Below are 22,517 nucleotides of genomic sequence, written 5' to 3'. Positions count from 1 at the left end.
GGTGAGACGTTAGACGTGAACCCAGTACTTATGCGTCTCACTTCTCACATCTCACGTCTCACGCCGTCAAGCAAGCCCGTTAAAAACGCCGGGAACCAGCATGAACAGCAGCAGCACCGCCGTTCCCAGCAGCACCCCGCCCCAGCTCCGGCAGGGGGAGGATGCGGTTTTGGCTTTGGAGGGTAGCGCAGAGGGCCTGAACAGCCGCAGCACGATGCCGAGGTAATAGACGACCCCGACGTAGCTCCCGGCAAAGGCCAGGACCGCCGGCGCCAGGTGACCGGAGGCGATGACCGCCCTGAAAATGAAGAACTTGGCGAGAAAGCCCGGCAGCGGCGGAATCCCCGCCAGCGACAGGGCGGAGAGGCCAAGAAGTAGTGCCGGCACGGGGCGGGCGGCAAAAGCCCCCTCCAGGAGCGCCAGCTCGTCCCCCTCCCCCGCCAGCAGGCGGAAGCAGGTGCAGGCGACGATGGTGGTGACCGCGTAGACCGCCACGTAGTAGAGAAGCGCCTCCGTCCGCCCGCCGCTGCCGTCGGTCAGGGCGAACATCATGTAGCCGGCGTGGGCGATGGAGGAATAGGCGAGGAGCCTCCTGAAGGCGACCTGGCGGATGGCGGTGACGTTGCCGTAGAAGATGGAGGCCACCGACAGGACGGTGACCGCCGCCACGGTTTCGGCATCGAGGCTCGCCGCGGAAAGGATCCGTACCAGCCCCAGCACCACCGCCCCCTTGACGACCGAGGCGAGAAAGGCGGTTACCGGCAGCCGGGCGCTCCCGTAGGCATCGGGGGCCCAGCCGTGAAACGGGAAAAGCGCCGCCTTGAGGAAGAAGCCGCTCAGGAGGAGGAGACCGGCCACCAGCAGCGGGGGCCCGCCGGCCGGCAGGGCGGCGGCAAAGGCGCCGATGGCGAGGGAGCCGGTGCTGCCGTAGGCCAGCGACAGGCCGAAGAGGATCAGGGCACTCGCCACCGACGACATGAGGAGGTACTTGAACGCCCCCTCCCCGGCGGGGGAGAGGCCGCGGCCGTGCACCATCAGGGCGAAGGCGGGGAGCGAGAGCATCTCGATCCCCATGAAGAGGGGGATGAAGCCGGCGCTGACCATGATGACGAGCCCCCCGAGGAGCGAGGAGGCAAGGAGGAGCCGGGACTTGACGGTGTCGGACGCCGCCGGGGAGCAGAGCCCCAGGATGACCCCGCACCCAAGGATCACCAGCCGGGCGAGGAGGGCGAAGCGGTCGACCCGGATCTCCCCCGGCACGACATCGGCGGTGTACCCTTGGCCTAGCTGCAGGAGCAGGACGCCGCAGCCGGCGCCGGCCGCCAGGGTGAAGAGGAGGCCGGCGAAACGCCGGTCGGCGCCGCAGATCTCCAGCAGCATCAGGAGGAGGATGAGCCCGAGGAGGAGCTGCTCCGGCAGCAGGGCGTGGAAGAGATCAGCGGCCATCGGCGCCTCCGTTGCCCGAAGAAAGTCCCCCTTTGACAAAGGGGGATTTAGGGGGATTTGATTCCGGCTGCGGCACGGAAATCCCCCCCGGCCCCCCTTTCACAAAGAGGGGTGATACTTGCGTCAGCTGCGTCACGGCGCTTTGCGCCTTCGCCATGAAGGGGGCGGGAAAGACGCCGATCCAGACGATCAGGAGGAGAAGCGGGACGAAGGCGAGCGCCTCCCGCGGCTTCAGGTCGCGGACCCTCGACCCGCTGCGGGCCGGGCCGAAGAGGATGGCCCGGGCGAACCGGAGCAGGTAGCCGGCGCCGAGGACCATGCCGGAGGTGGCGAGGAGCACGGCGACGAGGGCAAGGGCGCCGGAGCCGGCCCGCCATGCCGCCAGGGCCTTTTGGAAGGCGCCGAAGAGGATCAGGAACTCGGAGGTGAAGCCACTGGTGAGCGGCAGCGCCACCGAGGTCAGGATGAAGAGCATCAGCACCACCGCCAGCCGCGGCCCGTGGGTGGCAAGAGCGGTGAGCTCCCGGGACGAGCCCCCCAGCCGCTCTTCCAGCAGACCCAGGACGAGGAAGAGCCCCGCCACCGCCACCCCGTGGCTCAGCATCTGCAGCAGGGCGCCGTGAAGGGCCGCCTCCTGGAGGCTGAAGAGGCCGAGGACGATGTACCCCATGTGGCTGAGGGAGGAGTAGGCCACGAGTTTGCGAAAATCGTCCTGGCGGAGCGCCGCCACGGCCCCGTAGAGGATGCTCCCGACGGCCCAGAGCACCAGATACGGGGCCAGGACGACGGAGACGTTGGGGCAGAGCGGCAGGGCGAGCTTCATGAGCCCGAAGGCCCCCATCTTGGAGAGGGCGCCGGCCATCAGGGCGGTGCCGGAGGCCGGGGCCTCGCCGTAGGCCAGGGGGAGCCAGGAGTGGAACGGGAAGAGGGGGCACTTGATGGCGCAGGCGAGGACGACGGCCGCGAAGACGAAGAGCTCGGTCCCCCACCCGAGGTGGAGCCGGGAGAGGAGCGCGAACTCGAAGGACCAGCTCCCGGTCTGCCGCCACGACTCCACCCCCAGAAGGATCACGGCGGCCAGGAGGAGCACGCTCCCCGCCAGGGTGTAGAGGAAGAAGGCCGTGGCCGCCCGCCTCGCCTCCCCTCCCCCGAAGACCAGGATCAGGATGAACATCGGGATGAGGACCGCCTCCCAGAAGACGAAGAAGAGCATCAGGTTCTGGGAGAGGAAGGTGCCGAGAAGCCCCGCCTCCAGCAGGAGGAGCAGCGAAAGGTAGAGCCCGCTCCGGGCCTCGGCGCTGCGCCAGGCGCAGGCGAGCACCACCGGGAAGAGGAGCGCCGTGAGCAGCAGCAGGTAGACGTTCAGCCCGTCCACCGCCAGGTGGAGATTCACCCCGAGGGATTCGATCCAGGGGAGGTTCACCGCCGGCAGTGGGGTCGCACCGTCGTAGGCCCGGAACAGCCAGGCGGAGAGGACGAGCACCGCCGCCATGACCAGCATGGTCAGGATGCGCGGCAGGGAACCGGCCAGGGCGAGGGTCCCCACCGCCGGCAGGGCGCGCGGGAACCGGACGGCTTGGGAATCAGACATGGGTTACCCCCCAGCAGAGGATCAGGGCGAGGCCCAGGAGGACGTAGAAGAGATACCCCTGGACGCTGCCGGTTTGCAGTCGGGAAAAGAGCCGCGCGGCGGCGTTGACCCCGTCAACGGGTTTCGCGAGGGTCCCGGCGTCCAGGGCCGTCTCCACCCGGCGGGCCAGGACCGCCTCGGAAAGCCAGTCCGCCGGGCGCACGACCACCCTCCGGTAGACGGCGTCGAAGAAATATCCCCGGCTCACCACCCCGTGGGCAACGCCGGCCCGCTCCCGGAGCTTCCCGGCCCAGTGGGGGCGGCGGCTGTAGCAGAACCAGGCGAGGAAGATGCCGAGAGCGGCCGCCAGCACCGCGATCGCCATGAGCGGCAGCTCGGCCTGGTGGACGGCGCCCCCGGCCTCGGGGGGATGGCCCAGGACCGGCGCCAGGAAGTCGTAGAAGGGGGCGGGGAAGCCGAGCGCCTTTCGCCAGAAACCGGGAAGGCCAATGAAGCCGGCCGCCAGGGAGCAGAAGGCGAGGATGCCGAGGACCACCGCCATGGAGGGTGGGGGCTCGTGGATCCCCTCCCGGGCCTTCTCCGGCGCGTTGCAGGGGCCGAAGAAGGTGAGGAAGATGGCGCGGAACATGTAGAAGGCGGTCATGCCGGAAGTGACGCTTCCCACCAGCCAGAGGGCCGGCGAGCCCCCCGCCGCGGACCAGGCGCTCCAGAGGATCTCGTCCTTGGAGAAAAAGCCGGCAAAGGGGGGGACGCCGCAGAGGGCGAGGCTCGCGAAGAGGAACGTGAGGAAGGTGAACGGCATCCCCTTGGCCAGCCCCCCCATGCGGCGCATGTCCTCCTCGCCGTGGAGGGCGTGGATCACCGCGCCGGCGCCGAGGAAGAGGCAGGCCTTGAAGAAGGCGTGGGTGAAGAGGTGGAAGAAGGCGACCTGGAAGGCCCCGAGGCCGCACGCCATGAACATGAAGCCGATCTGGCTCATGGTGGAGTAGGCGAGCACTTTTTTGAGGTTGAACTGGACGAGCCCCATGGTGGCGCCGAGGAAGGCGGTCAGCGCCCCGCCCCAGACGACCACGGTCATGGCGGCGGGGGCGTGGAGGAAGACGCCGTTCAGTCGCGACAGCAGATAGACCCCGGCGGTGACCATGGTGGCGGCGTGGATCAGGGCCGAAACCGGCGTCGGGCCGGCCATGGCGTCGGGGAGCCAGACGTGGAGCGGGATCTGGGCCGACTTGCCGCAGGCGCCGAGCAGAAGGAGCAGGGCGATGGTGTTCATGACCGCCGCGGAAGGCTGGGCGACGGCGAAGAAGGCGTTGATCCCCCGGAAGTCGAGGGTCCCGGCGAAGAACCAGATGAGGAACGCGGCCAGGATGAAGCCGGTGTCCCCCACCCGGTTGACGATGAAGGCCTTCATGGCGGCGGCGTTCTTCTCGCCGTCCTCGAACCAGAAGCCGATCAGGAGGTAGGAGGCGATCCCCACCCCCTCCCAGCCGGCGAAGGTCATGAGGAGGTTCTTCCCGAGGACCAGCAGCAGCATGAAGAAGAGGAAGAGGGTCAGGTAGGCGAAGTAGCGGGCGAAGCTTTTGTCGTGGGCCATGTAGCCGACGGAGTAGAGATGGATCAGGCTCCCCACCCCGGTCACCACCAGGCACATCACCGCGGCCACCTGGTCGAAGCAGAGGGCCGCGTCGACCCGGAAATCCGCCAGGGCCGCCCAGGTGAAGAGGGTCTCGGTCACCGGCGTCCCGCCGGCCGCGAGTTCCCGAAAGAGACCGGCCGTCAGCGCGAAGGAGGCCGCCGGCAGCCCGCAGGCCACCAGCGCCACCACCCACCGGGGGAGACGGGAGCCGACGAGGCCGTTGACGAGGAATCCCGCCAGCGGCAGAAGCGGTATGAGTGCGAGTCTGGTCATTCCCCTACCCTTTCAGATCCTGGTGCGCGGAGAGATCGAGCGAGCCGTTGCGCTTCACGAGCAACGCCACGATCGCCATGGCCAGGGCGATCTCGCAGGAGGCGGCCACGTAGATGAAAAAGGTCATGGCCACGCCGGAGAGGGTCTGGCTGCGCACGGCGAAGGTGACGAAGGAGAGCACCACGGCGTTCAGCATGATCTCCAGGCACATCATGACCACCAGGAGGTTGCGGCGGATCGCCACCCCCAGGAGCCCCATGGCGAAGATGAGCCCCGCCAGCGCCACGAGAAACTGGTACCTATCCATCGCGCCCCTCCCTGACCGCCGCCCAGGCGGCCACCACCCCCACCAGCAGCAGCACCGTCGCCAGCTCGAAGTGGAACCAGTACTGCTTCATGAAGGCGAGGGAGAAGGCGGAGAAGGTGAAGATATCGACCGGCGCCGCTGCCGGCGCGCCGGCAGGCAGCTCCCCGAAGAGCCAGCGGAACGCCCCGGCCACCACCAGCGCCGCCGCCAGCGCGGGGAGCGCCAGCCGGGAGAAGAGCTGCCGGCAGGAGGGGTCGCGGTCGTCCAGGAACATGATGGTGTAGACCATGAAGACCATCACCGCCCCCACGTAGACGAGGACCTGGAAGATCGCCACCACGTGGGCGCCGAGGGCTGCGTAGATGGCCGCCAGGCTCACCATGTGGCCGCAGAGCGCAAGGGCCCCCCGCATCGGCTGGCGCACCGTCATGACAAGGGCCGCGAACGCCACGGCCAGAAGGGAGAAAAACGCGATAAATGCGCCGGTCACGGCTGCACCTCCACGGGAGACGGCGACGCGGCGGGGTACTGCTTGGCCGGATCGCCGGTGGGCCGCCAGTTCATGAGGAGATCCCGACCCGCCCACATGGCGTCGCGGTCGAAACCGGGGAAATCGGGGACCTCCTTCACCATCCGGATGGCGTCCTCCGGGCAGGCCTCCACGCAAAAGCCGCAGAAGATGCAGCGGGAGTAGTCGATCTCGAACCGCTCCGGCGACTTGGGGTGGCAGGGATCGTCGAAATCGGCGGCGGAGAGGATCTCGATGGCGTAGGCCGGGCAGACCGTCGCGCACATGTTGCACGACACGCACTGCACCCCGCCGTTCTCCCGCCGGGTCAGGACGTGGCGCCCCCGGTTGGCGGGGGAGTAGTCGCTGCGGATCTCCTCCGGGTAATAGGCCGTAAGTGCCCCCTTGCGGAAGGTGAGCCACTTCCACATGTTGCCGAGGAAGACCCCACCCGTGATGCAGAGCCCCCGGATCACCTCCAGGAGGTAGAGGCGCTCCCGGAGCCCCAGGGCCGGTTTGTTCCAGTACTCTTTCTTCATGTCAACCACCACCGCACCCCCGCCGTCGCCACCAGGTTCACGGCCGCCAGCGGCATCAGGAACTTCCAGCCGAAGGCCATGAGCTGGTCGTAGCGGAACCGGGGGAGGGACCAGCGGATCTGGATCATGAAGCAGCCGGCCAGGAAGACCTTCACCAGGAAGGTGGCGACCTGGAGCAGGACTACGGCGGGATGGGAGAGATGCCACACGCTTCCGGTCGGCAGGACAAAGCCCCCATCGGTTAGAAACGGGAGGTTGTACCCCCCGAGGAACATGGTCACCAGCAGGGCCGACACCACCACGATCTCGATGAACTCGCTCAGCATGAAGAGCCCCATCTTCATGGCGGTGTACTCGGTGAAGTAGCCCGACACCAGCTCCGACTCGCACTCCGGCAGATCGAAGGGGACCCGCTTGTTCTCGGCGATGGCCGCGGTGAGGAAGAGGAGAAGCGCCAGCGGCTGGGTGAAGATCCCCCAGGCGGGGAGAACGCCGAAGAGTGTTCCCGACTGCCACCTGACCATGGCGCCGAGATCCAGGGTCCCGTAGGTCGCGACCAGGCTGATGAGGGCAAGCCCCATGGCGACCTCGTAGGAGATCATCTGGGAAGCGGCCCGGGCGGCCCCCAGGAGCGAGAACTTGTTGTTGGAGGACCACCCCGCCAGCATGGTGCCGAGGATGCCGATCCCGGAGAAGGAGAGGACCACCAGGATGCCGGCGTCCATGTGTGCCACCTGCATGGCGTAGCTCCGCTCGCCGAAGAAGGGGTGGAGCTGGGGGAGGAGCCTTCCCGGCGCCAGGGTCCCGCCGAAGGGGACCACGGCGAAGACCAGGAGCACCGGCACCGCCGCCAGCCAGGGGGCCAGGTTGTAGCAGAGGCGGTCGTAGGTTTTGGGGGTGAAGTTCTCCTTGAGGAGCATCTTGGCCCCGTCGGCGATGCCGTGGAAGAGCCCCCACGCCACGAACCTGACGTTGGTGAAGGGGAGCCGGAGGTAGCAGCGGTTGGCGCCGATCCGGTCGGCCATGACCGCCGACTGCTTCCGCTCCACCCAGGTGAAGAGGGTGGCAAGCCCCAGCATGAAGCCGATGGCGTACCCCATGAAGAGGAGATAGACGACCAGATCCTGGATCATGGGACGAGCCTCCCGAACAGGTCGCCGGCGTGCAGCACCTGCGCCGGCTTGTCGAACACTTTTTCGAAGCGGTTCACCTTCCCCTCGAAGTTGGTGAAGGTGCCGCTCCGCTCGAAGGTGGTGGAGACCGGGATGAGGAGGTCGGCGGCGGTCTCCCCGGCCGGCTCGAAGGAGGCGAGATGGATCAGCTTCGCTCCCCCGAGGGCATGGTAATCGACCCGCTCGCCCCAGATCACCACGAGATCGTGGCGGGCTGCGGGGGCATAGGGGCGGTTGCCGAAGAGCGCACGGATGGAGTAGCTGGCGGGGTTCTTGTCCCCCCGGATCAGAAAATCGTCCTCCGCCACCTCTCCCGGCTCGGTGTGGTAATCCTCCCGCGTGTAGACCTGCACGCGGCGACCCAGCCCATCCCTGAACGCCGCCAGCTCCTCGTTGGAGGCAGGGGCGAAGGCGAGGACCGCCGGATTCCCGGCAGCCGCGAAGAGCCGTTTCGCCTCCTGCACCGCCTCCTCCGCCGTCGCCTCCCGGCCGCCGATCAGCGGCGTCAGCGCCCTTTTGCGGGCCATCCGCCGGTGGAGGTCGAACCCCTTGTTGCAGAGCCAGGGGCCGTTGATCGCCGGGTTCTCGAAGGGGGTCACCCGGTAGGCGGCGCGGTTCAGCTCCGCCCCCAGGGCCCGCACGTGCCACTCCCTTTGGCGGCGCCAGACGTTGACGCTGCAGCAGCGGGCGCAGCCGGTGCAGACCGAGCGGACCGGCTCCAGGTACCAGACCCGGCTTTTGTAGAGGAAATCCCGGGAGAGGAGCGCCCCCGTGGGGCAGAGGCCGATGACGTTGTCGGAGTACGGGTCGTCGAAGGGGCGCCCCTCCAGCCGCTCCACCCGGGCGTGGCTCCCCCGCTCCACGATCCCCAGCTGGTGCGAGCCCGAGACCTCCCGGGTGAAGCGGACGCAGCGGCTGCAGAGGAGGCAGCGCTCGTTGTCCAGCACGATGCGCGGGCTCAGGTCGCTGAACTTCGGCCGGTGATGCTTCGGCTCCCGGGAGTGGGACTCCTCCTCGCCGTAGCGGACGTGGTAATCCTGCAGCCGGCACTCCCCCGCCTTGTCGCAGATGCCGCAATCCCCCGGGTGGTTGAGGGTGATGAACTGCATCACCGCCCGCCGCGCCGCCCGCACATCCTCCGTATCGGTCTCCACCGTCATCCCCGGGGCGACGGGGAGGTTGCACGACGGCACGAGCTTCGGCCGGCCGTCCACCTTCACCAGGCAGATGCGGCAGTTCCCCGCCACGGAGAGGCAGGGGTGGTAGCAGAAGTGGGGGATCTCGATGCCGCTGCGCAGCGCCGCCTGCAGCACCGTCTCCCCTTCGTTCGCCTCGACGGTCTGGTTGTCGATCTTCAGTTCGATCATTCTAAAAACCCGATTTTTGCCACAGAGGACACAGAGAAAACCGCGTTCTCCCTCACCCGGCCTTCGGCCACCCTCTCCCCGGGGGAGAGGGTTTGATCTTCCCCTCGCCCTGAGGGAGAGGGGCAGGGGTGAGGGGAAGCTTTTCTACACTTCCAGCCGCCCGGCGTGCATGGAGCGGCCGTACTTGATGAAGTAGGCGAATTCGTCCCGGAACTTCTGAATGAAGCTCGCCACCGGCATCGAGGCGGCATCCCCCAGGGCGCAGACGGTGTTCCCCATGATCCCCCGGGTGATCCCCTCCAGCCGCTCCAGGTCCCCCTCCTCCCCCTTGCCGGCGCAGATGCGGCCGACGATCTCGTCCATCCAGGCGCTCCCCTCGCGGCAGGGGGTGCACTGGCCGCACGATTCGTGGGCGTAGAAGCGGGTGAGGACCCGCAGGAGCCGGACCATGCAGGTCCCCTCGGCCACGACGATGATCCCGCCGGAGCCGAGCATGCTCCCGGCGGCCTGCACCGATTCGGCGTCGAGGGTGATCCCGTCGATCTCGGCGGCCGTCAGGACCGGGGTGGAGGAGCCACCGGGGATCACCGCCTTGAGCCCCTTCCCCCCCCGCACGCCGCCGGCGTCGTCGAAGATGATCCGCTTCAGGGGGTAGCCGGTGGGGCGCTCGTAGAGCCCCGGTTTGTTCACGTGGCCGGAGATGCCGAAAAGCCGCGTGCCGCTGTTCTTTTCGGCGCCGATTGAGGCGTAGGCCGTCCCGCCCCGGGCGATGATCCAGGGGATGGTGGCCAGGGTCTCCACGTTGTTGATGACGGTGGGGGCCTGGTAGAGCCCTTTCACCGCCGGGAACGGCGGCTTGTTCCGGGGGTACCCCTTGAACCCTTCGAGGGAGGTGAGGAGGCTCGACTCCTCGCCGCAGACGTAGGCCCCGGCGCCGCGGTGGGCGATGATGTCGCAGGAGAAGGAGCTGCCGAGGATCCGCTCCCCCACCAGCCCCGCCCCTCGCGCCTCGGCCAGGGCCTCGCAGAGCCGGCGGTACGGCAGGTCGAACTCCCCCCGGAGGTAGATGAAGGCATGGCGCACCCCCAGGGCGTAGGAGGCCAGGAGGACCCCCTCGATCAACTGGTGCGACGCGTTTTCAAAGATCCAGCGGTCCTTGAAGGTCCCCGGCTCCCCCTCGTCGGCGTTGCAGCAGAGGTAGACCACCGGGCTCTTCCGGTCGACGAAGGACCACTTCATGCCGGTGGGAAAGCCGGCCCCCCCCCGCCCCCGCAGGCCCGAGGCCTTCACCTCCGCCTCCACGGCGGCCGGCGCCATCTCCCGCAGGGCCTTTTCCAGTGCCCCGTACCCCCGCCGGTCCCGGTAGGCCGGGAGCCGGTGGGAATCGGCCGTCACCGCGAAGTTGAAGAAGACCCGCGCTTCGCTCATGGCAGCTCCTCCAGGATCCGGTCGATTTTCTCCTCGGTGAGCCCTTCGTGGTAGGTGTCGTTCACCTGCATGGCCGGCGCAGTGCCGCACGAGGCGAGGCATTCCACCGCCAGGAGCGTGAAGCGCCCGTCGGCCGTGGTCTCCCCCTCCCCGATCCCGAGCCGCGCCGTGAGGTGCCCGAGGAGCCGCTCCGCCCCCATGAGGGAGCAGGCGATGTTGCGGCAGACCTTGATGACGTGCCGCCCCACCGGCCGGCGGTGGAACATGGTGTACCAGGTGAGGGCCTCCTTCACCTGCATGGCGGGGACGCCGAGGTAGTCGGCGATATGGAGGGCATCGCTTTCGGTGAGGTGCCCCTTCTCCTGCTGCATCAGGTGCAAGAGCGGCAGCACCAGGGAGGAGGCCATCTCCGCCGGGTAGGCGGCGCGCAGCCGGTCGAATCTCTCGTTCAGGCAGCTCATCGGTCGCACTCCCCGCCGATCATGTTCATGGAGCCGAAGGTGGCGATGATGTCGGCCACCTGGTACCCCTCCAGCAGCGTGTGCATCCCCCCCATGTGGGCGAAGCTCGGGGAGCGGACGTGGAGCTTGTAGGGGCGTCCGCTCCCGTCGCTCACGAGGTAGAAGCCGAGCTCGCCGTTGGGGGCCTCGTGGGCGCTGTAGACCTCGCCGGCCGGCACCCCGATCCCGTCCATGATCAGCTTGAAGTGCCTGATGACCGCTTCGGTCTGGGTGTAGACCCGCCCCTTCTCCGGCAGGGTCACCCGGGGGTCGGCCACGCTCACCGGCCCGCCGGGAAGGTGCTTCACGCACTGGCGGATCATGGAGACCGACTCGTCCATCTCGCGCATCCGGACGTAGTAGCGGTCGTAGTTGTCACCCTTGATCCCCACCGGCACCTCGAACGCGAGCTCCGGGTAGGCGAGGTAGGGGGAGTCCTTGCGCAGGTCCAGGGGAAGCCCCGTGGAGCGGAGGATCGGGCCGGTGTACCCCCAGTTCAGGGCGTGCTCCGGGGTCATGCACCCCACGTTGCGGGTCCGGTCGATGAAGATCCGGTTTCTGTCCAGCAGGCCGTGGATCCGACCGATGTAGCGCTCGTAGAACTGCAGGATCTCTTCGAGCCGCTCCAGCCACCCCTCGGGGAGGTCCCTCGCCAGGCCGCCGATCCGCACGAAGGAGTAGGTGAGCCGGGCGCCGGTGAGATGATTCAGGTGCTCGAAGATGTAGTCCCGGATGGTCATGAGGTAAAGAAAGGCGGTCATGGCCCCCAGCTCCATGACCGTGGCGGCGATGCAGGTCACGTGGTCGGCGAGGCGGTTGTACTCGGCCAAAAGCGTCCGCAGCCACTTGCAGCGCGGGGTGATCTCGATCCCGAGGAGCTTCTCCACCGCCGCGGCGTAGGCGAAGTTGTTGTTGAGGGCCGAGCAGTAGTTGAGCCGGTCGGTGTAAGGGATGATCTTGTGGTAGGTGTGGTGCTCGGCCTCCTTCTCGAAGCCGCGGTGGAGGTAACCGCAATGCACGTCGGCCTTCACCACCGTCTCGCCGTCCAGCTCGGCGATGATCTGGATGGTGCCGTGGGTGGCCGGGTGCGACGGCCCCAGGTTCACCAGCACGTGGTCGGGAGAGGCGCTCTCCTCGAGGGGGGATCTGACCGGGGAAATGTATTCCACTCTCCTCACCTGGCCTCGCGGTACTCGACGATGGGCTGTTCCATGTCGATGGGATAGTCTTTCCGGAGGGGATGCCCCTCGAAACCTTCGTAGAGAAGGATCGGGCGCAGATCATCGTTGCCGGTGAACCTGATGCCGTACATCTCGTGCGCCTCGCGCTCCATGTAGCGGGCCGAACCGTACAGGCCGGTCAGCGACGGCACGCTCGGGTCCGCTTCCGGGACCTGCACCTTGAGACGGAGCCGCCTGTTATGCCCCGAGCCGTAGAAGTGGTAGACCACGTCGAACCGGGGCTCCCGGCCGGGATAGTCCACCGCGGTGACGTCAAGGAAGAGATCGAAGCCGAGCTCCTCGCTCAACCGCTCCACCAGCGGATAGAGGTTCTCCACCGGGAGCTCCAGCACCAGCGTGCCGAAGCTGTCCCAGGAGCGCTCGTACAGATCCTTCAGGTTTGAGAGTATCGTTGCGTAGATCATGACTGTTTTCTTCGATATTTCCGTGTCTTGTAGGGGCGATCCTTGTGATCGCCCTGCTTCAAGGGCGAATACAAGATTCGCCCCTACGGGTTTACCGGCCCTTACCCCTTCACCGGATTCTGCTCCTCGAACGGCAGAATCGGATGCCGCTCCCCCGCGATCCTGTCCTGCAGCTTCATGATGGCGTCGATCACCATCTCCGGCCGCGGCGGGCACCCCGGGATGTAGATATCCACCGGGATGACCCGGTCCACCCCCTGGAGCACCGCGTAGTTGCGGTAAAAGCCGCCGCTGGTGGCGCAGGCGCCGAAGGCCATGACCCATTTCGGCTCGCACATCTGCTCGTAGACCCGCTTGATGACCGGCGCTTCCTTGTGGGTGATGGTCCCCACCACCATGAGGAGGTCCGACTGGCGGGGGGTGAAGCGCGGGAGCGCGGCGCCGAAGCGGTCGGTGTCGTAGAGGGTGGAGCTCACCGCCATGAACTCCATCCCGCAGCAGGCGGTGACGAAGGGGTAGGGAAAGAGGCTGAACTTGCGCACCCACCCCACCAGCTCGTCCTTGCGGGTGGTGAGGAAATCCATCATCGCCATTCCAGCGCCCCCTCCTTCCAGAGGTAGATGAAGGCCAGCGTCAGCACCCCCATGAAAAAGAGAAACGAGCAGAAGGAGAGCGTGGCCAGCTCCCGGTTGCCGGCGGAGACCGCCCAGATGAAGAGGAGGACGCTCTCCAGGTCGAACAGGAGGAAGAGGATCGCCACCGGATAGTACTTGATCGACAGGGGGCGGACGTTGCGCTGCTGCAGCGGCCGGGAGCCGCACTCGAAGGGCTCCGACTTCACGGCGGACGCGGCGACCCGCGGCCCCAGGAGCCCGTTCAGGAGGACGATCAGGCCGACGAGCCCCACGGCCGCCAGGAGAAAGAGGAAAAAGGCGAGGTAGGGGCTCATGGGATCGTTATGCCTCCCCGCGGGCCTCTGCGTATTTCAGGGCCGCGGCGCGGATGGCGTCCAGCCGCTCCGTGCGCCCCGCGCGCTCAAGCTTCTCCGCAAACATGGTGAACGCCTCGCGCATGACGTCGGAGGCGCTCTTCTTCGTCGCCTCCATGACCCGTCGGATACCCTCCATCTGCTCGTCGGTGACCCGCACCGAGACGATGGTCGGCTTGGTGTTGACGTACATCGATTTTCCCATTGTTCTCCTCCCGATTATCCTCTGGTCGTGGAAGCCCGGCTCCGCCCAACTCCCCCTGTCCGCCGATGGCTGGCCATCTACTATCACCGGGCCATGGCAAGTTCGGTACCAACGGTCCCGCAGGCGCTGCGAAACCGAACGGGTTCGAGAGCGGCAATCCCGCGACTGGCGAGGCTCTTCGGGTTTTCTGCCCTGGGATGCGCGATGGGGGGGACGAGGGGGAAGAGGAGTTCCGATACCGTTCCAAAACATCACAACCGTTCCATGTCGGAACATCCGTATGCACCACTACAGAACGGCGTTAAAAAAATTCGTATTCAAAATCCGGCACCGTCCGACCGATTTTCCAGCACTATTCGCAGCAAATTCGGGACCTTAACGTTTCCACCCATCCCTCTTCCCGTGGTTTGGTATGCGACTTGCCTAGCAGTAAAACATTCGTTCTACAAAACCGTATGCAAAGTCTGCCGGATCGCACCGGACAGAATCTTCACCACGTCGGCAACGCCGCACACAACACAAAGGAGGAAGTACACAATGGCATTGGCAGATCAAACATTCGGATTCTTCATCCCCACTGTCTCTCTCATGGGCGTAGGCTGCTCCAAGGAGGCAGGTCCCCAGGCCAAGGCCCTCGGGGCAACCAAGCTGCTGATCGTAACCGACGCCGGCCTCGCCAAGATGGGGGTCGCCGACAAGATCAAGGGTCAGATGGAAGAGGCAGGGCTGCAGGCGGTCATTTTCGACGGCGCCGAGCCCAACCCGACCGACAAGAACGTCCACGACGGGGTCAAGGTCTACCAGGACAGCAAGTGTGACGGCATCGTCTCCCTTGGCGGCGGCAGCTCCCACGACTGCGGCAAGGGGATCGGGCTGGTCATCGGCAACGGCGGGCACATCCGCGACTTCGAGGGTGTCAACAAGTCCACCAAGCCGATGCCGCCGTTCCTCGCCATCAACACCACCGCCGGCACCGCTTCCGAAATGACCCGCTTCTGCATCATCACCAACACCGACACCCACGTGAAGATGGCGATCGTCGACTGGAGCTGCCCCCCGAACATCGCCATCAACGACCCGGTCCTGATGGTCGGCAAGCCCGCGGCTCTCACCGCCGCCACCGGCATGGACGCCCTGACCCACGCGGTGGAGGCGTACGTTTCCACCATCGCCACCCCCATCACCGACGCCTGCGCCATCAAGGCCATCGAGCTGATCGCCAAGTATCTGAGCGCCGCCGTCGCCAACGGCGATAACCTGGAAGCCCGCGACAAGATGGCCTACGCCGAGTACCTGGCCGGCATGGCGTTCAACAACGCCAGCCTCGGCTACGTTCACTCCATGGCCCACCAGCTGGGCGGCTTCTACAACCTCCCCCACGGCGTCTGCAACGCCATCCTCCTGCCGGCCGTCTCCCAGTTCAACCTGATCGCCTGCCCCGAGCGGTTTGCCGATATCGCCGTCGCCCTCGGCGAGAACATCGCCGGCCTCTCCGTAGCCGAAGCGGCGCAAAAGGCCATCACCGCCATCCGCAGGCTCTCCGCCTCCATCGGCATCCCGGCGGGGCTCAAGGAGCTGAACGTCAAGGAAGAGGACCTGAAGATCATGGCGGAAAACGCCAAGAAGGACGCCTGCCAGCTGACCAACCCGCGCAAGGCGAGCCTTGAGCAGGTGATCGACATCTTCAAGGCGGCGATGTAACAGCGCGCCAGCCGAACATGATAAATCTCCGAGCCTCCCGGCCTAACAGGGTAAACCTCACGGCTGAAGGCCACTGGGTGCCGCCGGAAACGGCGGCGCCTCCCTTTCGGAAAGGAGAATGGAATGAGAAACCGCATCTGAGAGAAAGGGAGAAATCAGTTCATGGATAAGATAATCCGCGTAAACATGACCGACCTGAGCACCAGGACCGAGGCGGTCCCCGCCGCCTGGGCGGGGCTCGGGGGCCGGGGCCTCACCTCCACCATCGTTGCCGCCGAGGTTCCTCCCACCTGCCACCCGCTGGGGCCGAGCAACAAGCTGGTCTTCGCGCCGGGGCTTCTCACCGGGACGCCGGCCGCCAACTCCGGCCGCCTCTCCGCCGGGGCCAAGAGCCCCCTGACCGGCACCATCAAGGAGAGCAACGCCGGCGGCACCGCGGCCCAGATGCTCGCCCGCCTCGGGATCAAGGCGCTCATCATCGAGGGGCTCCCCAAGGCCGACGCGTGGTACAGCCTCCACGTCTCCATGGAGGGGGTCGCCATCAAGGAAGAGACCGAGCTGCTCGGCAAGGGAAACTTCGCCGTCATCGAGGCCCTTGAGGCCCGCCTCGGGAAGAAGACCGGCATCCTCACCATCGGCCCGGCCGGCGAGCTGAAGATGACCGCCGCCAACATCTCCGTCAAGGACCCGGACAGCAAGATCCGCAGCCACGGCCGCGGGGGGCTGGGCGCCGTCATGGGGTCCAAGAAGATCAAGTTCATCTCCATCGACGACCAGGGCGCACCCAAGGTCCCCATCGCCGATCCGGAGAAATTCAAGACCGCGGCCCGGGCCTTCGCCAAGGCGCTCCTGGACCACCCGGTGAGCGGCGAGGGGCTTCCGACCTACGGCACCAACGTCCTGGTCAACATCCTCCACGAGGCGGGGGGGCTCCCGACCCGCAACTTCACCGTCGGCCAGTTCGCCGGGCACGACAAGATCTCCGGCGAGACCATGCACGACACCATCGTCGCCCGCGGCGGCAAGCCGAAGCACGGCTGCCACGCCGGCTGCATCATCCAGTGCTCCCAGGTCTACCACGACAAGGAGGGTAAATACGTCACCTCCGGCTTCGAGTACGAGACCATCTGGGGGCTGGGGGCCGACTGCTGCATCGACGACCTGGACGACATCGCCGTTGCCGACAACCTCATGGACGACATCGGCATCGACTCCATCGAGACCGCCGTCATGTTCGGCGTGGCGATGGAGGCCGGCATCCTCCCCTTCGGCGACGGCAAGGGGATCATCCGCCTCCTCAAAGAGGACATCGCCAAGGGGACCGCGCTCGGCCGGATCCTCGGCGGCGGGGCCGGTTCAGTGGGGAAAGCCTACGGCGTCACCCGGGTGCCGGTGGTGAAGAACCAGGGGATCCCGGCCTACGATCCCCGCTCGGTGAAGGGGATCGGCATCACCTACGCCACCAGCACCATGGGGGCCGACCACACCGCCGGCTACACCATCGCCACCAACATCCTCAACGTCGGCGGTTTCGTCGACCCCCTGAAGAAGGATGGGCAGGTGGAGCTTTCCCGCAACCTCCAGATCGCCACCGCGGCGGTGGACTCCACCGGGATGTGCATCTTCGTCGCCTTCCCGGCCCTGGACATCCCCGAGTGCCTGCCGGCCCTCATCGACATGATCAACGCCCGCTTCGGCATCAACCTCACCGGCGATGACGTGACGAATCTCGGGAAATATATCCTGAAGACCGAGCGGCAGTTCAACATGGCGGCCGGGTTCACCAATGAGCACGACCGCCTGCCGGAGTTCTTCAAGATCGAACCGGTGGCGCCTCACAACGCCGTCTGGGATTTCACCGACGCCGAGATCGACGAATTCTGGAACTTCTAGCAAAAACAACGCGGCGCGGGCACTTCCGGTGCCCGCGCCCTCTCCTCACATCAGGCCAGCGGGCCGACGGGGGAAACGCGATGGAGATCACCGTAAAACTGTTCGCCATGTTCCGTGTCGGGCGTTTCGCCGCGACCACCAAGAAGTACCAGCCGGGGATTTCCCCCGTGGACATCACAACCGAGTTGAACATCCCGGAAAAGGAAGTCGGCATCGTTCTGGTGAACGGCCGGCACGCCAGACTGGACCACCGGCTGCTGGACGGCGACATCCTGTCGCTCTTCCCCCTCGTCGGAGGGGGGTAACCGGTGGGGCTCCACGACTTCATCACGGCGGCGGCGACGGCGGACCTCTTCCCCTGGGCGGCGCAGGCGGCCGCCTCGGAGCGGTTCGGCCTCACCCTCGGCCAGGTGGAGGAGGCGCTCCTCACCCGCGGCATCATGCCGGCCCGCTACCAGCGCAACCGCCAGACCATCACCGTGGAGAAGCAGCTGCGCCTCTTCCGCAGCCGCGCGGTCATCATCGGCAGCGGCGGCCTGGGGGGATACCTGGTGGAGGAGCTGGCCCGTCTCGGGGTCGGGAACCTCGTGGTGGTGGACCCCGACATTTTCGAAGAACACAATCTCAACCGCCAGCTCCTCTCCTCCCCCGCTCTTCTCGGCAGCCCCAAGGTTGAAGTCGCGGCGGCACGGATCGCCGAGATCAACCCGGCGGTCACCGTCACTCCGCTCCGGGCGGCGTTCTCCCGCGACAACGGCCCCGGGATCCTGACCGGGGCCGACGTGGTGATGGACGGCCTGGACAGCATCGCCACCCGCCTGGAGCTGGCGCAATGCTGCCGCGAGCTCTCTATCCCCCTCGTGCACGGCGCCATCGGCGGCTGGTACGGGCAGGTCGCCTCCCAGCTCCCGGGGGACGACCTCTCCCCCTGCCTCTTCGGCGCCTGGGCGGAGCAGAAGGGAGTCGAGACGCGGCTCGGCAACCCCTCGTTCACCCCGGCGGTGGTGGCGAGCCTCCAGGTGGCCGAAGCCTGCAAGATCCTCCTAGGAGAGGGGGAATCGCTCCGCAGCCGGATGATCTACGTCAACCTCCTCGATATGGAATTCAATGAGCTGCTGCTGGAACCGGCGCCGGCGGTGGTGGGGGAGTAATACGGCCATTTTCCAGTAAGGTATTGACAAAACGCATCAAACACTGCATAAGCAGACTCTAAATAAGAACCATTCTTCTCCGAGCCGCCACACCTAAAGGGCACCATCCCCACGGTGAACGGCCAACGGGCTTCGCTGGAAACGGCGGCGCCTCCCTTCTGGAAAGGAGAACGCTTTATACGCCTTCGCGGGTATGGGGCCTCTTTCCTTTTGGGGAGAGGCCCTTTTGTTATCAGCGACCTCCGGCAGGCACCTGCTGCCATGCCGGCGGTCGTTTCGGTGAGGTTCTCACCGTTATCTACCCATCAGGAGGAAGACGTGAACAGAAAACGGATCGCAGCAGTACCGGCCATTCTCGCCGCCATTGCCGTCTGCGGCAGCGCGGAGGCCAAGACCCTGGAGGACATCCTCAAGGAGAAGGGTGTCATCACCGAAGCCGACTACAAGGAAGTGACCAAGAGCAAACCGTTCGACTACAAGCTCGGCAACGGCTTCACCCTCACCTCGCCGGACGAGAAGTTCAAGCTCACCATCGGCGGCCGGCTCCAGACCCGCTACACCTTCACCGACCTGGAGGTCAACACCGCCACGAAACCCGACACGAGCAAATGGGAGGCAAAGCGGATCAAGTTCTGGATGAAGGGTCACGCCTACACGAAGGACCTGACCTACCTCTACCAGGTGGATTTCGCCAACAGCGGCTCCTCGAAGATGCTCGAGCATGCCTACCTGAACTACCGGCTCATCGACGAAGCCCAGCTCCTTGCCGGCCAGACCAAGGTCCCCTTCGGCCGCCAGTGGCTCAACTCCTCCGGAAGCCAGCAGTTCGTCGACCGCTCCACCGCTTCCGACACGTTCCGTCCCGGATACGACGTGGGGGCGAAGCTCCACGGCGACATCATGAAGGGGCTCGCCACCTATGAGTTCGGCGTCTACGGCGGCGCCGGCCAGAGCATCGTCCGCAGCTCCAACGACAACGCCATCGCCGCCCGGGCCACCATCAACCCCTTCGGCAAGATGGCCTACTCCGAGAGCGACCTCGACAACAGCCCGAAACCGCTCCTCTCCCTCGGCGCCAACTACTACCGGAATACGCTGAACAAGACGGCCGGTTCCCTTGAGAGCAACGCCATCACCCTGGCGGGCACCAGCGGCTGGCTCGGCAAGGGACTGGGCACCTTCGCCGCCAGCGAGAAGATCGACGTCAACACCTGGGGCGTGGATGCCGCCTTCAAGTGGCTCGGCGCCTCGGCCCAGGCCGAATACCTGGTGGGGCAGGCCGACGGCCAGACCAGCAGCAATACCCTGCGCGCCCACGGCTTCTACGCCCAGGCGGGGTACTGCATCATCCCCAGGACCCTGGAAGTGGCGTTCCGCTACTCCTACGTCGACCCCAACCGCGACAAGGCCAACGACCTCGTCACCGACACCCAGGGAGCGGTTTCGTACTACTTCAGCAAGCACAACCTGAAGCTCCAGGCCGACGTCACCAACACCCACGACCAGTCGAAGGGGAAGACCGACGACAAGCAGTACCGGCTCCAGGCCCAGATCATCTTCAAGAGAAAACAGTGGTATAGTACGGGAGATAACACCATGGTCCACGTAACGCCTGACCCCATCAACCCGTCGGAGCTCTACGACGTCATCGCAAAGAACAGTTCCGGCTCGGTGGTGTTTCACTACGCCGTGGTCAAGGAAGCCAACGGCGACCGTCCCACCACCTGCATTGACTACCAGACCAGCGGAGACACCAAGGGGGAGCTGGCGGCAATCGCCGCCGAGCTGCAGGGTAAGTGGACCCTCGAAGACGTTCTCCTGGTCCGGCGGACCGGCCGGCTCCGGGTGGGGGACATCATCTCGCTGGTGGCGACCAGTTCCCCCAACAGCTCCGACGCCTTCGAGGCGTGCCAGCACGGCATCGCCCGCCTGAAGAAGATGACGACGATAAAAAAAGACGAACAGCGCGGATAAAAAGATCAAGAAAGGGAGGCATTATGAAATCGCTACGCGGCGCATTCCTCGCCATCATCGCCCTTGTGGTCCTCTGCAGCGCGGCCTCGGCCGAAGAGCGCCTCAAGATGTCCACCACCACCTCCACCCAGGACTCGGGACTCCTGAGGGTCCTCCTCCCCCCCTTCGAGAAGGAAAATAACGTAAAGGTCGACGTCATTGCGGTCGGCACCGGCCAGGCCCTGAAGATCGGCGAGGCGGGGGACGTGGACGTGGTCTTCGTCCACGCCCGCAAGCTGGAGGACAAGTTCGTGGCCAACGGCTTCGGGGTGAACCGCCGGGACGTCATGTACAACGACTTCGTCATCATCGGCCCGAAGAGCGACCCGGCCGGCATAGCCCGGGCGAAGACCGCGGCCGAGGCGCTGAGGATGATCGCCGCCAAGGGGGCCACCTTCATCTCCCGGGGTGACAAGTCGGGGACCCACGTGAAGGAGAAGGAGCTCTGGCAGGCCGCCGGCATCCAGCCGAAGGGAAGCTGGTATATCGAGGCGGGCCAGGGAATGGGGCCGGTCATCACCATGGCGACCGAGCGCCAGGCGTACACCCTGGCCGACCGCGGGACCTACAACGCCTATAAGGGGACAAAGACCGACCTGGTGATCAACTTCCAGGGGGAGAAGGGGCTGTTCAACGCCTACGGGGTAATCGCCGTGAATCCGAAGAAGTTTCCCCACGTGAAGTATGACCTGGCCATGAAGTTCATCGACTTCGTCACCGGTCCCGCGGGACAGAAGATCATCGCCGGCTACAAGGCCCACGGCGAGCCGGTCTTCTTCATTTACAAGAAATAGGATCAGCGGGTGGGGTTTCTCTCCGATACGTTCAGCACCGCCCTCGACCTGATCGCCTCTTTCGACCCGGATGTGGTCAATGCCGTTTCGACATCGCTGGGGGTCGCCCTCTGGTCGATCCTCTTCGCCACCCTGGCCGGCGTGCCGGCCGGGGTGGTTGTCGGGGTCACGGAGTTTCCCGGAAAGCGCGCGGTGATCACCCTTCTCAACACCCTCATGGCGCTGCCGACGGTGGTGGTGGGACTGGCGGTCTACGGCATCATCAGCCGCCAGGGGCCCCTCGGGGAGTTGGGGCTCCTCTTCACCCCCAAGGCGATGGTCATCGGCCAGACCATCCTCGCCATCCCGATCGTGGCCAACTACACCCTCGGGACCGTCAAGGGAGCCGACCCCCGCATCGTCCCCACCGCCCTCACCCTGGGGGCGGGTCCCCTCCAGAGCATCCGCCAGCTGGTGCAGGAACTCCGCTTCGGGATCATGGCCGCGGTCATCGCCGGGTTCGGCCGGGTGGTGGCCGAGGTGGGGGTGGCGATGATGCTCGGCGGCAACATCCGCGGCTACACCCGGACCATGACCACCGCCATCGCCATGGAGACCGGGAAGGGTGAATTCGCCCTGGGGCTTGCCTTGGGGCTCATCCTGATGGGGGTGGCGCTCCTGGTGAACCTCTTTCTCAACATCCTTCAGCAGAGGTAGCCGCCGTGAACGAGCTCTACCACCTGGAATCGATCCGGAAATGCTACGGCGAGCGGACGGTCCTCGCCATCGACGATCTTGCGCTCGCCGCCGGAAAGCTCTACACTCTTACCGGGGCCAACGGTTCGGGGAAGACTACCCTCCTCACCCTCCTCGCCTTCCTCGCCCCCCCGTCGTCGGGGGAGCTCCGCTACGGGGGAAAGCCGGTCCGCTGGACCAACGCCGCACTCCTCTCCCTGCGCCGGCAGGTGACGCTGCTGCACCAATCGCCGTACCTCTTCAACGGCAGCGTCTTCGCCAACATCGCCTTCGGCCTGAAGATGCGGGGGATAAGGGGGGAGGAAAGGCGCCGTCGGGTGGAACGCTCCCTGGAGCAGGTGGGGCTGCCGGGGTTCGGCCATCGCCGCGCCCGGGAGCTCTCCGGCGGCGAGTCCCAGCGGGTCGCCATGGCCCGCGCCCTGGTCCTGGAACCGAAGGTGCTCCTCCTCGATGAGCCCCTCGCCAACGTGGACCGGGCGACCTGCGAGCATCTCGAACAGGTCATCGTCTCGCTCCCCGGCAACGGGACCACGGTCATCATGACCACCCACGACCCGGAGCAGCCCCACCGGCTCGGGGGGAAGCAGATCCGCCTGGTCACCGGGAAACTTGCCTGACCGGCCGG

The 22,517-nt window shown here is 66.3% G+C and carries 23 protein-coding genes and 2 riboswitches; of the genes, 8 read left to right on the top strand and 15 right to left on the bottom strand.

Translation table 11 applies throughout. The features are described from left to right. Positions 1–66 precede the first annotated feature (66 nt). The 15 genes from M6689_RS07970 to M6689_RS07900 form a co-directional block, all read right to left on the bottom strand. Positions 67–1,446, bottom strand: coding sequence for a proton-conducting transporter membrane subunit (locus M6689_RS07970; RefSeq protein ID WP_298270002.1), 1,380 nt, complete (start codon positions 1,444–1,446; stop codon positions 67–69). Further along, a complete protein-coding gene (locus M6689_RS07965; RefSeq protein ID WP_298270000.1) occupies positions 1,436–3,037 on the bottom strand; it encodes a NuoM family protein in 1,602 nt (533 codons plus the stop codon). Before M6689_RS07965 ends, M6689_RS07970 begins: the two co-directional genes overlap by 11 nt. Next, positions 3,030–4,946, bottom strand: coding sequence for an NADH-quinone oxidoreductase subunit L (nuoL, locus tag M6689_RS07960; RefSeq protein WP_298269999.1), 1,917 nt, complete (start codon positions 4,944–4,946; stop codon positions 3,030–3,032). Before nuoL ends, M6689_RS07965 begins: the two co-directional genes overlap by 8 nt. A gap of 4 nt (positions 4,947–4,950) precedes the next feature. Beyond that, positions 4,951–5,253, bottom strand: coding sequence for an NADH-quinone oxidoreductase subunit NuoK (gene nuoK, locus M6689_RS07955; RefSeq protein ID WP_298269997.1), 303 nt, complete (start codon positions 5,251–5,253; stop codon positions 4,951–4,953). Further along, positions 5,246–5,743: an NADH-quinone oxidoreductase subunit J gene (locus M6689_RS07950; protein WP_298269995.1), complete on the bottom strand. Its 498-nt coding sequence runs from the start codon at positions 5,741–5,743 to the stop codon at positions 5,246–5,248. Before M6689_RS07950 ends, nuoK begins: the two co-directional genes overlap by 8 nt. Further along, entirely contained in the window at positions 5,740–6,300 is a 561-nt protein-coding gene (locus M6689_RS07945; RefSeq protein ID WP_298269994.1) for a 4Fe-4S dicluster domain-containing protein, read from the bottom strand. Before M6689_RS07945 ends, M6689_RS07950 begins: the two co-directional genes overlap by 4 nt. Beyond that, positions 6,297–7,433 (bottom strand): complex I subunit 1 family protein, encoded by a 1,137-nt coding sequence (locus M6689_RS07940; protein WP_298269992.1) that lies wholly within the window; start codon positions 7,431–7,433, stop codon positions 6,297–6,299. Before M6689_RS07940 ends, M6689_RS07945 begins: the two co-directional genes overlap by 4 nt. Continuing rightward, positions 7,430–8,839 carry a 2Fe-2S iron-sulfur cluster-binding protein gene (locus tag M6689_RS07935; RefSeq protein ID WP_298269990.1) on the bottom strand — a complete coding sequence of 470 codons (1,410 nt, stop codon included), beginning with the start codon at positions 8,837–8,839 and terminating at the stop codon, positions 7,430–7,432. The genes M6689_RS07940 and M6689_RS07935 overlap by 4 nt, the downstream gene beginning before the upstream one ends. A gap of 144 nt (positions 8,840–8,983) precedes the next feature. Then, the gene (nuoF, locus tag M6689_RS07930; RefSeq protein WP_298269988.1) at positions 8,984–10,267 is read right to left on the bottom strand and encodes an NADH-quinone oxidoreductase subunit NuoF; all 1,284 of its coding nucleotides are present in this window, start codon (positions 10,265–10,267) and stop codon (positions 8,984–8,986) included. Further along, positions 10,264–10,728 carry an NADH-quinone oxidoreductase subunit NuoE gene (nuoE, locus tag M6689_RS07925; protein ID WP_298269985.1) on the bottom strand — a complete coding sequence of 155 codons (465 nt, stop codon included), beginning with the start codon at positions 10,726–10,728 and terminating at the stop codon, positions 10,264–10,266. The genes nuoF and nuoE overlap by 4 nt, the downstream gene beginning before the upstream one ends. Next, on the bottom strand, positions 10,725–11,936 hold the full coding sequence (gene nuoD, locus M6689_RS07920; RefSeq protein WP_298269982.1) for an NADH dehydrogenase (quinone) subunit D: 1,212 nt from the start codon (positions 11,934–11,936) through the stop codon (positions 10,725–10,727). The genes nuoE and nuoD overlap by 4 nt, the downstream gene beginning before the upstream one ends. Before the next feature lie 5 nt (positions 11,937–11,941). After that, entirely contained in the window at positions 11,942–12,412 is a 471-nt protein-coding gene (locus M6689_RS07915) for an NADH-quinone oxidoreductase subunit C (RefSeq protein ID WP_298269980.1), read from the bottom strand. A gap of 101 nt (positions 12,413–12,513) precedes the next feature. After that, entirely contained in the window at positions 12,514–13,005 is a 492-nt protein-coding gene (nuoB, locus tag M6689_RS07910; protein WP_298269979.1) for an NADH-quinone oxidoreductase subunit NuoB, read from the bottom strand. Then, complete coding sequence (locus M6689_RS07905) at positions 12,996–13,361, bottom strand: NADH-quinone oxidoreductase subunit A (RefSeq protein WP_298269977.1); 366 nt, start codon at positions 13,359–13,361, stop codon at positions 12,996–12,998. Before M6689_RS07905 ends, nuoB begins: the two co-directional genes overlap by 10 nt. A gap of 7 nt (positions 13,362–13,368) precedes the next feature. Beyond that, a complete protein-coding gene (locus tag M6689_RS07900) occupies positions 13,369–13,605 on the bottom strand; it encodes a ribbon-helix-helix protein, CopG family (protein WP_298269973.1) in 237 nt (78 codons plus the stop codon). Positions 13,606–14,142: 537 nt separating this feature from the next. Between M6689_RS07900 and M6689_RS07895 the strand changes: the two genes are divergently transcribed. From M6689_RS07895 to M6689_RS07860, 8 genes are all read left to right on the top strand, one after another. Beyond that, a complete protein-coding gene (locus M6689_RS07895) occupies positions 14,143–15,306 on the top strand; it encodes an iron-containing alcohol dehydrogenase (RefSeq protein WP_298269970.1) in 1,164 nt (387 codons plus the stop codon). 14 nt (positions 15,307–15,320) lie between these two features. After that, positions 15,321–15,438: riboswitch (molybdenum cofactor riboswitch) on the top strand. Between the two features lie 30 nt (positions 15,439–15,468). Continuing rightward, complete coding sequence (locus tag M6689_RS07890; protein ID WP_298269968.1) at positions 15,469–17,199, top strand: aldehyde ferredoxin oxidoreductase family protein; 1,731 nt, start codon at positions 15,469–15,471, stop codon at positions 17,197–17,199. 80 nt (positions 17,200–17,279) lie between these two features. Next, on the top strand, positions 17,280–17,504 hold the full coding sequence (locus tag M6689_RS07885; RefSeq protein WP_298269965.1) for a MoaD/ThiS family protein: 225 nt from the start codon (positions 17,280–17,282) through the stop codon (positions 17,502–17,504). Positions 17,505–17,507: 3 nt separating this feature from the next. After that, positions 17,508–18,350 (top strand): HesA/MoeB/ThiF family protein, encoded by an 843-nt coding sequence (locus tag M6689_RS07880; RefSeq protein WP_298269962.1) that lies wholly within the window; start codon positions 17,508–17,510, stop codon positions 18,348–18,350. A 65-nt stretch (positions 18,351–18,415) separates the two neighbouring features. Beyond that, positions 18,416–18,535: riboswitch (molybdenum cofactor riboswitch) on the top strand. Between the two features lie 133 nt (positions 18,536–18,668). Continuing rightward, positions 18,669–20,324 (top strand): porin, encoded by a 1,656-nt coding sequence (locus tag M6689_RS07875; protein ID WP_298269959.1) that lies wholly within the window; start codon positions 18,669–18,671, stop codon positions 20,322–20,324. A gap of 23 nt (positions 20,325–20,347) precedes the next feature. Further along, positions 20,348–21,157: a substrate-binding domain-containing protein gene (locus tag M6689_RS07870; RefSeq protein ID WP_298269957.1), complete on the top strand. Its 810-nt coding sequence runs from the start codon at positions 20,348–20,350 to the stop codon at positions 21,155–21,157. A 9-nt stretch (positions 21,158–21,166) separates the two neighbouring features. Further along, positions 21,167–21,853 carry an ABC transporter permease gene (locus M6689_RS07865; RefSeq protein WP_298269953.1) on the top strand — a complete coding sequence of 229 codons (687 nt, stop codon included), beginning with the start codon at positions 21,167–21,169 and terminating at the stop codon, positions 21,851–21,853. A gap of 5 nt (positions 21,854–21,858) precedes the next feature. Further along, entirely contained in the window at positions 21,859–22,509 is a 651-nt protein-coding gene (locus tag M6689_RS07860; protein ID WP_298269950.1) for an ATP-binding cassette domain-containing protein, read from the top strand. The last annotated feature ends 8 nt before the right edge of the window (positions 22,510–22,517 follow it).

It is taken from the genome of Geobacter sp. (assembly GCF_027327745.1).
GTDB lineage: Bacteria > Desulfobacterota > Desulfuromonadia > Geobacterales > Geobacteraceae > Geobacter.
Note: the sequence above shows the minus strand (reverse complement) of the source record. Positions and strands in the feature narration are given on the sequence as shown.

What these genes read in the sequence shown, in the direction of transcription:
- M6689_RS07970 (WP_298270002.1), bottom strand. Translation starts at nt 1,446, where the DNA reads ATGGCCGCTGATCTCTTCCACGCCCTGCTGCCGGAGCAGCTCCTCCTC.
- M6689_RS07965 (WP_298270000.1), bottom strand. Translation starts at nt 3,037, where the DNA reads ATGTCTGATTCCCAAGCCGTCCGGTTCCCGCGCGCCCTGCCGGCGGTG.
- nuoL (WP_298269999.1), bottom strand. Translation starts at nt 4,946, where the DNA reads ATGACCAGACTCGCACTCATACCGCTTCTGCCGCTGGCGGGATTCCTC.
- nuoK (WP_298269997.1), bottom strand. Translation starts at nt 5,253, where the DNA reads ATGGATAGGTACCAGTTTCTCGTGGCGCTGGCGGGGCTCATCTTCGCC.
- M6689_RS07945 (WP_298269994.1), bottom strand. Translation starts at nt 6,300, where the DNA reads ATGAAGAAAGAGTACTGGAACAAACCGGCCCTGGGGCTCCGGGAGCGC.
- M6689_RS07940 (WP_298269992.1), bottom strand. Translation starts at nt 7,433, where the DNA reads ATGATCCAGGATCTGGTCGTCTATCTCCTCTTCATGGGGTACGCCATC.
- M6689_RS07935 (WP_298269990.1), bottom strand. Translation starts at nt 8,839, where the DNA reads ATGATCGAACTGAAGATCGACAACCAGACCGTCGAGGCGAACGAAGGG.
- nuoF (WP_298269988.1), bottom strand. Translation starts at nt 10,267, where the DNA reads ATGAGCGAAGCGCGGGTCTTCTTCAACTTCGCGGTGACGGCCGATTCC.
- nuoE (WP_298269985.1), bottom strand. Translation starts at nt 10,728, where the DNA reads ATGAGCTGCCTGAACGAGAGATTCGACCGGCTGCGCGCCGCCTACCCG.
- M6689_RS07915 (WP_298269980.1), bottom strand. Translation starts at nt 12,412, where the DNA reads ATGATCTACGCAACGATACTCTCAAACCTGAAGGATCTGTACGAGCGC.
- nuoB (WP_298269979.1), bottom strand. Translation starts at nt 13,005, where the DNA reads ATGGCGATGATGGATTTCCTCACCACCCGCAAGGACGAGCTGGTGGGG.
- M6689_RS07905 (WP_298269977.1), bottom strand. Translation starts at nt 13,361, where the DNA reads ATGAGCCCCTACCTCGCCTTTTTCCTCTTTCTCCTGGCGGCCGTGGGG.
- M6689_RS07900 (WP_298269973.1), bottom strand. Translation starts at nt 13,605, where the DNA reads ATGGGAAAATCGATGTACGTCAACACCAAGCCGACCATCGTCTCGGTG.
- M6689_RS07895 (WP_298269970.1), top strand. Translation starts at nt 14,143, where the DNA reads ATGGCATTGGCAGATCAAACATTCGGATTCTTCATCCCCACTGTCTCT.
- M6689_RS07890 (WP_298269968.1), top strand. Translation starts at nt 15,469, where the DNA reads ATGGATAAGATAATCCGCGTAAACATGACCGACCTGAGCACCAGGACC.
- M6689_RS07885 (WP_298269965.1), top strand. Translation starts at nt 17,280, where the DNA reads ATGGAGATCACCGTAAAACTGTTCGCCATGTTCCGTGTCGGGCGTTTC.
- M6689_RS07870 (WP_298269957.1), top strand. Translation starts at nt 20,348, where the DNA reads ATGAAATCGCTACGCGGCGCATTCCTCGCCATCATCGCCCTTGTGGTC.